Annotated in this window: 12 protein-coding genes and 3 pseudogenes; all 15 read right to left on the reverse strand. The window is 35.7% G+C overall.

The window, feature by feature from the left end:
• Positions 1-462: pseudogene (locus tag WG67_RS02400) on the reverse strand (phage tail protein); the annotation flags it as partial.
• Complete coding sequence (locus WG67_RS02405) at positions 463-672, reverse strand: tail protein X (RefSeq protein WP_010081876.1); 210 nt, start codon at positions 670-672, stop codon at positions 463-465.
• A complete protein-coding gene (locus WG67_RS02410) occupies positions 669-1,016 on the reverse strand; it encodes a phage tail protein (protein WP_022626303.1) in 348 nt (115 codons plus the stop codon). The genes WG67_RS02405 and WG67_RS02410 overlap by 4 nt, the downstream gene beginning before the upstream one ends.
• Positions 1,016-3,298 (reverse strand): phage tail tape measure protein, encoded by a 2,283-nt coding sequence (locus WG67_RS02415; protein ID WP_070356852.1) that lies wholly within the window; start codon positions 3,296-3,298, stop codon positions 1,016-1,018. The genes WG67_RS02410 and WG67_RS02415 overlap by 1 nt, the downstream gene beginning before the upstream one ends.
• 109 nt (positions 3,299-3,407) lie before the next feature.
• The gene (locus WG67_RS02420) at positions 3,408-3,665 is read right to left on the reverse strand and encodes a phage tail assembly protein (protein ID WP_010405430.1); all 258 of its coding nucleotides are present in this window, start codon (positions 3,663-3,665) and stop codon (positions 3,408-3,410) included.
• An 83-nt stretch (positions 3,666-3,748) separates the two neighbouring features.
• Entirely contained in the window at positions 3,749-4,030 is a 282-nt protein-coding gene (locus WG67_RS02425; protein ID WP_010082215.1) for a type II toxin-antitoxin system RelE family toxin, read from the reverse strand.
• Positions 4,014-4,214 (reverse strand): hypothetical protein, encoded by a 201-nt coding sequence (locus WG67_RS02430; RefSeq protein WP_007303020.1) that lies wholly within the window; start codon positions 4,212-4,214, stop codon positions 4,014-4,016. Before WG67_RS02430 ends, WG67_RS02425 begins: the two co-directional genes overlap by 17 nt.
• Before the next feature lie 61 nt (positions 4,215-4,275).
• Positions 4,276-4,773, reverse strand: coding sequence for a phage major tail tube protein (locus WG67_RS02435; protein ID WP_010082216.1), 498 nt, complete (start codon positions 4,771-4,773; stop codon positions 4,276-4,278).
• A gap of 11 nt (positions 4,774-4,784) precedes the next feature.
• Positions 4,785-5,960 (reverse strand): phage tail sheath subtilisin-like domain-containing protein, encoded by a 1,176-nt coding sequence (locus tag WG67_RS02440; protein ID WP_070356853.1) that lies wholly within the window; start codon positions 5,958-5,960, stop codon positions 4,785-4,787.
• 11 nt (positions 5,961-5,971) lie between these two features.
• Positions 5,972-6,504, reverse strand: a pseudogene (locus tag WG67_RS02445) (hypothetical protein).
• Between the two features lie 6 nt (positions 6,505-6,510).
• A complete protein-coding gene (locus WG67_RS02450; protein ID WP_070356854.1) occupies positions 6,511-7,932 on the reverse strand; it encodes a hypothetical protein in 1,422 nt (473 codons plus the stop codon).
• Positions 7,929-8,123: a hypothetical protein gene (locus WG67_RS02455; RefSeq protein WP_010962688.1), complete on the reverse strand. Its 195-nt coding sequence runs from the start codon at positions 8,121-8,123 to the stop codon at positions 7,929-7,931. Before WG67_RS02455 ends, WG67_RS02450 begins: the two co-directional genes overlap by 4 nt.
• 4 nt (positions 8,124-8,127) lie before the next feature.
• Positions 8,128-9,306 (reverse strand): hypothetical protein, encoded by a 1,179-nt coding sequence (locus WG67_RS02460; protein WP_070356855.1) that lies wholly within the window; start codon positions 9,304-9,306, stop codon positions 8,128-8,130.
• Positions 9,307-9,315: 9 nt separating this feature from the next.
• On the reverse strand, positions 9,316-11,244 hold the full coding sequence (locus WG67_RS02465; RefSeq protein WP_070356856.1) for a DUF4815 domain-containing protein: 1,929 nt from the start codon (positions 11,242-11,244) through the stop codon (positions 9,316-9,318).
• A 16-nt stretch (positions 11,245-11,260) separates the two neighbouring features.
• Positions 11,261-11,594: pseudogene (locus WG67_RS02470) on the reverse strand (hypothetical protein); the annotation flags it as partial.

Below are 11,594 nucleotides of genomic sequence, written 5' to 3' on the forward strand. Positions count from 1 at the left end.
GCGTTCTATTGCTATTTTTGTTAGTAAACTTATATCACTTTCTTCTGTTTGGTTAATATGTGGAATCAACAGATTTTCAAATTCTTCTGCAACTCTGCACCCATATCCGTGCTTTTCTGCTATTTCCTTAACCAAGCTACCTAGAGTAATTTGATGCCATTCTTTAGATGCTTTCTCCTTTAATGATAGTCTTAAATTTGTTGCATGAGCTTTGATTAGTAGAGTCTTAGGTGGACTTTGTATTGTAACTTCGTTGACTGTATATATGCCCATTGGTAAGACTCCAGTTTCTCTGTAACCTAGAGCGATATTTAATTCATTCGGAACATCTGTGTTTTCATCCCTGTAATCAACACACACTTCAACTACATCATCTATTATTCCTGATTCATCTGTAAGGTGCAATGATATAACTCTATCTTTAATTGATTCACATTTATCTATTATAAAATCTGGCTGCATTTATTCCCAGACCTTTAATTTTGACTTTTGTACTATTTTCTTAATAGTAGGAAGCTTTATCTTTAATCCTGCGGGCAAAAAGCTTCCGTATTCTGCCAAACCCAAGTTCTCTGCTAGTACTAATTCCACTACTCCATCAGTAAATCCGTAATGTTTCCAGCAAATCAGATCTAACATCTCATTTTCTTTACTCACATAGTATATAGTCATCTATAGCTTTTTAAACTCAAACTAAATTCAATTTTTCTCGGTAGTCCATTAGGTAAAAAATACATCTGCTTTTCTTCTAACCTAGTAATTACGAATTGTCCTAAAATATTACCTAAACTATCTACTAAAATATGTGGTTTTTCAGTTTCTTTCACACTCTTTAATTGATTTAGCACGTTGAGATTATGCAGATAAATCATTCCTTCTAAATCTATATTTTCTACACCTTGACCGATATTTTGTAATAGTGGCATATTTTCAATACACTCAATCGTGCTCCAACGATTTTCTCTGCTATACTTTAAACTTGTGGGAGCAAACTTATACGGACCAAGAGATAGCATCAATAAAATGTCTCTACCGTATCAAATAAAACATCACGTGACTTTTCTCTTATCCTTTTTATTACTTCATCTGCAAGACTACGAACATCTTGGTTAGGTTCTGCTTTAATGCTGATAGTGTAATTATTAGTGATGTTCTGAGTTTTATTTTGTTCTTTATTTTCAAACTTACTCCTTGCAAATATCTTATCGCTCTCTGTAAACTTTTTCTCCTCAATAAGGCTTTTGACTCTGAAGCTATTTTTATTTCTCTTTGAAAATTCTTTAATTATACTGTTACCTAGCACAGGATTTCCACTGTTGAGAATATTACTTTTTAGGGGAGTGTGCACTGCTTTTACTTCAGTTTTTCTTTTTTCAAACTCTTTCAGTGGGCTATTTCCCAATACTTTTCCAAATATACTTTCACCTATCCATGAAAAAGCTTCTTCTATGGGTTTTATTATCGATTTCCAAAAGCTAGAGAAAAAGTCTTTTACCTTTTGCCAGTTAGTTATAACAAGTGCTGCGCCAGTGACAAGTCCAGTAATTAAAAGTCCTATAGGGTTACTCATTATAGCGAGTGTTACTGCTCTTAGTCCTGTTACTACTGCAGGAAAAACTGTAGCTGATAAAAATGAAAATACTCCAAGTAGGTTTGCTTTCAGACTAAAAATCGTACTTCCTAGCAATGTAAATCCGTATCCTAGTCCCACTGCTACAACTTTTAAACTTATCAAGGCTGCTACAGTACCCATGATTGCTTTGGTTAAAGTTGGATATTTTTCTGCAAATAACGCTATGCTTCTAGTTTTTTCTTGTAAAAATTCAGCTATAGATTTTAAAGTAGGCAGCATCACTGAACCCAGGTTCATACCAACTTCAGCTATTGCGTTGCGAAGAAGTCGTAATTTACTGGCTGTGGTGTCTACACGGTTTTGAAATTCTTTCTGCAACGAGCTCTTGTACTCTTCTGTGTCAGATAGTAACCTTATAGCATCTTCGTATTTGTTAAAACTTCCAGCTAATAATGCAATATCATCTTGATATTCCTGACCGAAAAGTTTCATAAGGATTGTAGAACGTTCCTGGTTATCCATTTTCTTTAGAGCTTGAAAAAAGTAGAGTAATGCTTCTTCGCCGTTTTCGCTTATTCTTTGTACTATTTCTTCTGCAGTTATGCCCATTTGCTCTAATGCTGCTTTAAAATCCCCTCCTTGTTCTTCAGCAGTCTGAAGTTTACTAAGTAGAGCATTTATAGCAGTTGCAGCTTTTGCTGGTTGTTTACCTAAACTAACGAAGGCATTTACTAAACTACTTGTTTCCTTGATGTCAAGACCAAATTGTTTTGCAGTACCACCAACTATTGCTAGAGCTTCAACCATATCTTTTGCTTTGGCAGCAGTGTTATCTGATAAGTGATTGATTACATTACCAACGTATTCCATTTTACTAACATCAATTCCATAAACGTTAGAGAGTTTAGCTATAGAATCACCTGCTTGCTCTGCAGACATATCAAATGCTGTAGACATTTTTGCCACTGTTTCTGTAAACATAAAAAGATCTTCTTTCTTGATACCAAGTTGACCACCACTTGCAGCTATTTGTGCCAGTTCTGCGGATGATAATGGTATAGTACGTGACATCTCTTTTAACTTCTTTGCAAATTTAGTTGCTTCATCCGTTCCTTTTTTAAAATCTACCACTTTTGTAACATCAGCCATAGCACTTTCAAAGTCAATTGCAACTTTAACTGGAGCTGCAAGCGTTAGCCCTAGCCCAATAGTCTCTATAATTTGTGACTTAAAATGTGCTTTGCTTGCTAAAAAACTTTGGTGACTACGTATTGCAGATCCAAGCTTACCATACTTACCTTTTAATACTTCAATAGAAGNGCCNAGTTTATGTTGGTCATTTACTAAGTACTTAATATTTCTTCCACTTTTTCTTACTTCTTCATTAAATGAATGCAAAGCATCTCTCTTTTTCAAATATGCTTCTTTTGCTTTTATTGCAGAGGTTTTGGCCTTGTCAAATTCTGCTTTTAAAGTTTTGCTCGGTTTCTCTATTGCCTTCATTTGTTTAGCTAAAGATTTTACTTGATCTTCAAAGCCTTTCCATGACCTCTTGCTAGTCAAAACATCATGACCTAACTGCTTAAACTTTGATACTGATTTTAAAGATGAGTCAAGCTTTCTTATATTCTCACCAAGATGAGTAAGTTGACTGCTACTTCCTTTTATTACAGTACTGAAACTGCCATCTAAAACTGCTCCGATTTTTATAGATAATGTTGACATTGTACCTTCCTCGCTGCTTTATGCCATAAGATAAATTCATTAATCTCCATATCAAGTATTTGTTCAACCCCGCCTCCTACAACAGAGCTGAACATTAATACTTCTAATCTCAAGTTTTTTGGATAATCGGTGAAAAAAAATCCTTTAATACCTCTTGAATTTTCACATAATCAGCAATATCTAACTCTTCAATTGCTTCTTTTGCAACTGATGTCAAATTGGCAGTCAAAGTTACTTCTTTACTAAGGTCACTACCATTTAAGCGTTCAATTGCAAGATAGTCTCTAACTTTTGGACGTCTAACAGTAAGTTCTGAGACAGAAATTCCATCAACTGTTATTGGGTTATTAAGTGTTATAGCTTGCATGTTCCTCCTTAAAAAGTTAATTAAATAAAAGTCTATATCGGCTTTTACATAACTAATTTCTTTGTATGGTGCTATAAATAGGATTAGCTTTGATAAGAATCTTTTCTGTGTTCAATTGAAGTAATAACTACTGTATGTTCTGGTACATCTATATAATAAAGTATACGATAGGTACTCACCCGTAGACTACGTTGTCCACTTAAGTTATGCTTTAATGGCTTTCCAAGTCCAATTGGATCAACTGTTAGACGCTCCATTATTGCCTTCTTAATCATTAACTTTACTTTTGCTGGAAGAGCCGGAATGTCTTTCTTTATAACAGATTCTGAATAGTCTATATTGTAAGGCTTAATCCCAGAAGGCATCTTGATGTTTAACCCTCTTTTCTTTATAGCGTTCGTCAGCAATCTTAGATAATTCCATATCTTCAATTTCTTCTTCCATTAATTCAGTTAATAACTTTAAAACGGACTTGTCTTGAGATTGTGCTACACTAACAAGTAAACCAGTTAGCTGCTCTATGGAATTTGTATGAGCTTTAGAATCCATATTAACTATATACCTACAACTTCTTATATTTTAACATTTTTATGTAATTTTGTCAACCATATTAGATCCCTAGAATCGTTTGTAGCAAGGCCATTTGATCAACGCCATTTATCTTTCTAATCATATTTTCAGCATCGATCTCTATTAATTCATTACCACCTATAGTAAGTTTATAATAATGGGCAGCTACAGTACACTTCAGCGTTGCTTTCTCAGCAGGTTTCCAGTTGCCAAAGTCAAACTCTTTAAAAATGCCTCTTAAATTGATTATTACTGCTTCAATATCATTACCTTGCATTCCTCCACGGAGCGTTAAAGATACTGAGTTTCCATCTATCAAGCCAAAAAGTCTAAATAGTTCTGAATCATACTCAGCAAAAGTAAAGTCTGCTTCAAGCTTTTCCATGCCCATGTCAATATTTATTGGAATATCCATACCACCAGCTCTGTACTCTTCGGTTTTTATGGTAAGCTTCGGTAAGGTTATTTCATCTATTTTTCCTGCATAACCACGACCATCTACAAATACGTTAAAATTTCTCAGTATTTTGGGTAACACTTCGCTTTCTCCTAACTTATTACACTATTATTTACAAGATGGGATCTGAATATTATTTGCTCAGCTGGATATGGCGGTGTAAACTCAAAATCAAAAGACACTTTTCCGCTTGCAATATTTGCCGGTGTATTGAGTTCGGGAGTTGCATAACATTTTCCACTGATAATTGCTCCTTGCGCTTTTAAACTTGCAAGGTAAGAATTTACCCCCTCAATTACATCATCTATGTAAGTTTTGGTGATATTTCGATCAACTGCCCATAAATGAGCTCGAAGTAAACTATCATTAATCAAATCTGCAGTACGCCTCACTGATAAAAAAGCCCATTTTGAGTCATCTGAACATGTTCTATTGCCCCAAAGCCTGTAGCCATTTTGATGAATTATCGTTGTTACTTCATTTTCATTTAAATGGTTTGCTCTGCAATTTGCATAACCTAAGCTAAAATCAATAGGCCTGCTTGTTCCAACAATACCGTTTATTTCTTTATTTGAAGGTGAGTGCCAGAATCCTTGTTCGCTATCTACTTTCGCTATTAAACCAGCTACAAATGGGCTTGCTGGCAAAATTTCTTCTTTTCCTTCAATAAGTACCTTAACCCAAGGATCAATAATATAAACTCTTGAGCTACCTACACTTTTTCTCCACTTGATTGCTTCTTCATCATTAGTATTTGGTCCATCTGCAACAATAATTGCTCTTAATTTTTCTGCTATAGGAATTAATGCTGAAACCACTGAATTTTTGCCATCTTCTGGTAGTTGGTGAGTAAATTGAGGTGCAATTAATATTTTTGGAGCAACATGAACTATACTTTCACTACTGAGGAATGCCTCTATCCCTTGATACTCTCCAGTCTCTTTATCAACACCGCCAATTATATTCTTCAGCGTCTCTTCTTCTTTTAATTTTGGATCACTTTCTTTAACTCGAATAACTACTACTGTTGCACCAATCTGGGAAAATATTCCATTTACTACAGAAGGTAAACTGCCACTCTTTCCAAGCTTTGCTGCTTCCTTTAAGCTTCCTGCAATTAACACTGGTTTATTTAGCGGAAATCTTTCCTCTGCTGCTTCAGGTGCAGTACCAATCACTCCTATTACTGATGATTTAGCTGTACGTACTGATCTTGTCCCTGAGGTTACCTCAATAACATTTACTCCGTGTAAAAATTCTTCTGGCATTTCTTTCCTTTTTAACTTTCTTGCATTTTTTTTCTGAAATCATCGAGCAAAATCTGTAACTCTACTTCATTTTTGGCTTCTGCTATTATAGCCTTTTACTTGTTTCCGGACAACCTCTTACTGCTTTTTTTGCCTTTTCTTGAATTATCCTTGCCATTTCGATAACTGTAATACCACGGACTTTTGCTAATGGCTCTATAATTTCTGCATCTTTTTCATCCTGGTCTGCTAGAATGCTTTTTGCGGCTTCCGCTTGAATCTCATAAGATTTAGCTTTTTGGTGAGAATGACCTGCATATTGGTGAGTATGATTATCATAATAGAAACGCATACTATCAAATGCACAAAGCTTCGCATTATCCAGTAACTCCTTTTGTATATCTTCTTTAGTACGCTGAGCAATTTTTCCTCCTTCTGTTAAACAATAGCTTTTTTGCCAATCAAAATCTTCTGGTGCTTCATACCAATCATTTTCAGTTGGCTTGCTTTCAAGTGTTGTTGTTTCTACTTGTTTATCATTTTCAAATCTAATGTAGATAGACATTGTTTGTTACCTCCAAATCTCATACGTGTTAGATAATCCTGGACATTGCCAACCCCTGAGCGTCCTTTCCACATCTACCTCAAGCCCTGTGGTGAGAAAATTGCTACGTATGTTATAAATCCCCCACTGAATAAATTGACCATAGTTGTGTACATAATTTGATGCAAGCATACCTTGACTAACTTGTGTTCTGGAATACAGATAAGATGATGTGTAAAGTAATATTGCAACTGTTTTTCCTGCTGGAATCTCCACATTACCAGATCCGGCTAACTTGCTATCAGAACTCGTGTATTGGTAAACATTTTTCCATACTATTTTTGAAATACTTGATTTATTAGAATTAGTGTTATCAGGAGTTCCCACAAATAATCCTGCTCCCCCATACTCCGTACTCGAATACGATGATCCAACAAATTCCATTGTCTTATTTATGTTCACATTGGTTGTATTTTTTACAAATACTACTCCAAGTGCAGCATACGGGTAATAGTATATCTCATCATAACTACCCGAAAAACTTTTTGTGCATAACTCTCCGTAAATAAATGTTCCTTTACTTCCCTCTATAAAACTTAGTTGTCTTGGCCGATAAAAACTAACGTAATCTGTATTGTACGTATGGCTACCTGCTAGTAGTTGTAACATATAGTCAGTTTTTGTTATATCACTACTCCACTTTCCAAGCTCTGTCGTAAAAGTTCCGTGGCCAAAATAATTATTTTTTCTGCCAAGTACACCAAATAAGAAAGGTAATGACCCTGGTTCAACCATGTTGCGCTTTCTTATTTCATTTATAAGAGACGCTTTTAACTGTTCATCCCGAGTTTTTACCTCATTCAGGATGTTTTCAATTCGAGTTTCTATTTCCCTAATAATTGATGAGCCACTTGGCACATCATTAACAGTACGGAAGTTATTCACTAAACCTTTAAGACCATCTTTATGACTGTTACTAATGCTATTTATTGCTGCAATATTGGCATTCTTTCTCGTATCAAGTAGCGATAAATTTGTTGTTCCTTTTTCATCAATTCTCTTTAATAACTGCTTCTCTGATTCAGAGATCACTGCTAAAGAACTAGCTTTTTTATTATCCAGATCAGTTAAGTGTTTTTTTGCACTATCAAGAAGTTCTTTTAGCTTACCATCTGTCATCTGTACAATTTCAGAAACTGCACTTTTGTCGATTATTGATTCCAATGCTTTAGCAAGATATGCTAATTGATCTGGTGTACTGTTTTCTGCTAAATCCTTAAGCCTCTTTTGTAGTGCATCAATTATTTCTTTTACTTTAGTCATTTGCGCAATATCAGAAATAGCTTTTTTATCTGCTATCAATTCCAGCGATTTTGCAAGATATGCCAGTTGATCAGGTGTGCTACTTACTGCTAAATCCTTTATCCTTTGGTATATTGCTTCTTTCATTCCCAAAAATTCAAAAAAGTTTCAAATCTAAATCGTTCAAAATTACTTTTAAGTTGATTATGTTTATTTTCTCTATTACTCATATCCTCATCTACTTTTTCTATAGCTCTGCGAATACGTACTACATCTTCCACTGCAATATTCTCTGGGTGTGGCAAAGGATATCCGCGCCTCGTTTCATCATTTGGCATTTTCTTACGTTATAACAACCCGCAAGTTTTTTACCTTTGGCCGATAAATAACCGTTCCACTTAAAACCAATTTTACCCTTGTTTCATTGCTATTAAAGTTTGTTAGTACATGAGTTCTCTCCACCCAATTTTCCCCAATAGGTTTTCCTGATGTTAAATTTACTAATTGCCATCCTTTGACGCTTTGTTCCACATATGCTTTAACATCTGCAGTGCCAGGTATTAGCGCATCATAGGTAATTGTTATCTTAGTGTTAGCTCCTGCTGTAATGCTCCTTGTAACATAATCTCCGGACTCTGAAAGATTACCTAGAACTAGCTGTAACCCAGGATAGAGAACAGGACTTTTTTCTTTTGCACCTTTTAAATTTGCCTTTACTGTTAACTCTCCAGATAGTCTTTCACGCAGCGCGAGCGGCAAATTATCAGACAAAAAGTTTTCTTTCCCTTCTTCATCTGTTAAGATAAATTCTACATTGGTATCAAATGCTACTTTTTCAACATTTGTTAAAACTATTAAATCTGATACGTTGTTTGCAGTGACTTTACCAAGATCAATAACATGAGAATTTTCACTAAATTTTGCAGCTAGTAGTCGAAACGTTAAATCTAAATTTTGATGCGGAGTCCAGGTACTTGCATTACTTGATGATAGTAATACTCCTACTTGATATGGCTGACTCGTTACCCAGCGGCTATTTACTACATCATATTTGCCAAGCTCTGCTATTTTTACTGCTGTATCTGCATCATCGGTTAGCAAAACTATTGCATATTCTCTGCTAGATTCACACCAGACAGGAGACCAAGTTATACGTGTTGCTGTGCCATCTATCTTTATATCTTTTGGCTCAATATAGCTTTCAGCAATGACAGTCTGCGAGGGCATTCCCACTGCTGTTTCTCTAATCTGAACAACAACACGTTTTTTGCCTTTATTTACAAACCATAGCTCCACGCCTCCTATGTGTCTGCTCTCATTTAGCGTAAATGTTTGGGCTAAAGGATCAACTCGTCTTGCTGCGATCACTCTTCTTCTTTCTTCTATGGTAATAGTTTTTTTACCAGTATAAGTTGCCTCTCCATAGCTTCCTTTATCCCCATAAAACTGTACTAATTTAGTACCTGCTGGAATGTTTGCTGGGATTTTTATCTTTCCACTTATTCGTCCTTGATTTTCCACTTTTTTCCTCTATGGTATGGGTTGAATGCTTAGGCCATCAAATTTTACTTCCTTAAGCTTTTCACCAGTTGCAAAACCTTCAATCTCAAAATTTTGAGTTGCTTCTCGCATAAATTCAGTTTCGTATGAGGTACTTGACAGCAGCTCTGTTGTTTCTTTAACATTAAACACTCTGGTTACTGGACTTTTCCAATTCGTAGTAACCTCCGTCCAGTGATCTATATTTTTGTTCATGGTAACTTTTGCCGGGACTGGGTCAAAAGCTTGATATGGATTGATCTTTTCTCCTTTGGTCTGTAAAAGCTGCTCCAGTACCGGTTCAAGTTCATATGGCAACAAATAAGTTTTTTCTCCTCCATCAATATCAGCAATCGTTACATCTATTGGTAAAATTAGTTCCTTATTTACTATTGCTGCAGACTGCAAAATTCCTTGATCGCGCATATCNNNNTCAAAGAATGAATCAACAAATACTCCTTTTTTGGTGGTAGGTTCTCTTGAATTTGCATCATTGCGTAGACGTTCCTCTGCAACCAGCGCATAAAGATCATTTATTCCTTTTTTCATTGCTTCAAGCTCATTCATCGGTACAGCATGAATAGCATTATTCACTATTTTTACCCCTTCGCCTTTTTTCCACGTCTGATGAATGTAGCAGAGCAAAAGTTGTCCACTAGGCGCTCTAGGCATTGATGGTCGCCAAGGGTGAGAAATTCCTTTTATTCTTCTTACCACTCCTTTGCTATCGATAGTAATTAAATCATAGCGGGGCATTTTCCAGGTGTAATCAATCAGAACCAAGCTGTTATCAACTGCTCCTTTTACTTTGCATCCCTGTTCACTTATATCTTCAGGGCTTACATGAGTACGACAGCGGTAGGTTATTTGATAACTACTTCCAGGAGCTGGTTCTTTACCTGGTAATGACCAATCAACGTTTCCTGCGTTTAATTTGTAATCTATACTATTTTCATAAATAACATTGCCTTGTTTAACTTGAATAATCTCAAGTACTGCAGAGTCAGGTATCGGATCAATAGCTCCAGAGTATGAACCATGAGTAACAGTAATGGTTTTCTGAACAGTTATATCTACTTTTTTAATTTCACTTATTGGAAAATCATTAACCTTCAGTTCCATTACTCTTTGGCTATTTGGCTGAAAAGTATGTGGTTCTGATTCAACTGATTTTATATCCGGATCTTCATCAAAAGAAACACGAATACTGTGAGGAAGTTCAATCTCATAGCCATCAACATGAGCTTTGCCCTCATTAATCACAAATATTTTTTTTCCTCCTTCTCCCTCTTCCTTTTGCAGGAACATTACTTCAAGACCATTTACGACGTAGGAACCATTTGCTTCTTTGTCATAACGAGCAAGAGCAGTAGTTACTATGTTTGCTTGTGGAGGTGGTGAATGTTCTATTAATACTCCATTTTCAATGTTATAGATTGGATAAAACTCTCCTTCAGAAAAACGTGGAGAAAGACCTTCTGCTTGATAACCCCAAATGGTGGAAACTTTAAGCCTTGCAGCTCCTACTTCCTGATAATTTCTTGTACCAATAGCAGGATCACGAAGGTTTTCATCCTCAAGTTCTGTAATCGTAGATTCTACATAATAAACACCTATGCGAACTGTGGTACTCAGTGGAATAACAAATTCTTCTTTTTCAACTTTTCTAACTGCACCGCGCAGATAGATTTTTCCTCCCTCAAGTGTAACTTTACCAGTTTCTCTATCTATAATACAATTGCTTCCTGTTATAACATCACCATCACGAAATATTGCATCGCCTATGCCTTTAATCTTAGAGAGAGCATACTCCTGAGTCTCGTTTAGTTCTGCAGACTGTAGACCTCTTCCTGCTAGAAACAAGCTTTTTTCGTATTCTTTGTCAGGATTAAAGCGGTTATAATAGGCGTTTAAAGTCATTTAATGCTAGAAAAATTCAAAAAGTTACAACAAATGAAAAAGTTTCCCGAGTTGCAGCAGTTCTGATAAGTGGTACGGTATGTTCCAAAATCAATAAAATCCCATGTTCTTCTATATCTTGAGGTTCAAAATATCTCTGTCCTTCAGGTAATTCTTCTTTTATTTTAGTACCAACCATAACCCCTAGCTCTCTGATTACTTGATTTGCTGCATCCGTGAAATCGAAAGTAAATTTGAGATAGAGATTATTAGTTGGTACATTTGAGGGCCTAAACCTTCCAGATGGAGTTATAAGTTCACCGTTTTCATCACCTGTGCAGAATAGCACTTCGTCTGCAGTACGTCTGCCA

Origin of the sequence: Wolbachia endosymbiont of Drosophila incompta, assembly GCF_001758565.1 — a bacterium.
Classification (GTDB): domain Bacteria; phylum Pseudomonadota; class Alphaproteobacteria; order Rickettsiales; family Anaplasmataceae; genus Wolbachia; species Wolbachia pipientis.

Coding starts and splice junctions, on each gene's coding strand:
- WG67_RS02405 (WP_010081876.1), bottom strand. CDS start 672: ATGACTATATACTATGTGAGTAAAGAAAATGAGATGTTAGATCTGATT.
- WG67_RS02410 (WP_022626303.1), bottom strand. CDS start 1,016: ATGCTATCTCTTGGTCCGTATAAGTTTGCTCCCACAAGTTTAAAGTAT.
- WG67_RS02420 (WP_010405430.1), bottom strand. CDS start 3,665: ATGCAAGCTATAACACTTAATAACCCAATAACAGTTGATGGAATTTCT.
- WG67_RS02425 (WP_010082215.1), bottom strand. CDS start 4,030: ATGCCTTCTGGGATTAAGCCTTACAATATAGACTATTCAGAATCTGTT.
- WG67_RS02430 (WP_007303020.1), bottom strand. CDS start 4,214: ATGGATTCTAAAGCTCATACAAATTCCATAGAGCAGCTAACTGGTTTA.
- WG67_RS02440 (WP_070356853.1), bottom strand. CDS start 5,960: ATGCCAGAAGAATTTTTACACGGAGTAAATGTTATTGAGGTAACCTCA.
- WG67_RS02450 (WP_070356854.1), bottom strand. CDS start 7,932: ATGAAAGAAGCAATATACCAAAGGATAAAGGATTTAGCAGTAAGTAGC.
- WG67_RS02455 (WP_010962688.1), bottom strand. CDS start 8,123: ATGCCAAATGATGAAACGAGGCGCGGATATCCTTTGCCACACCCAGAG.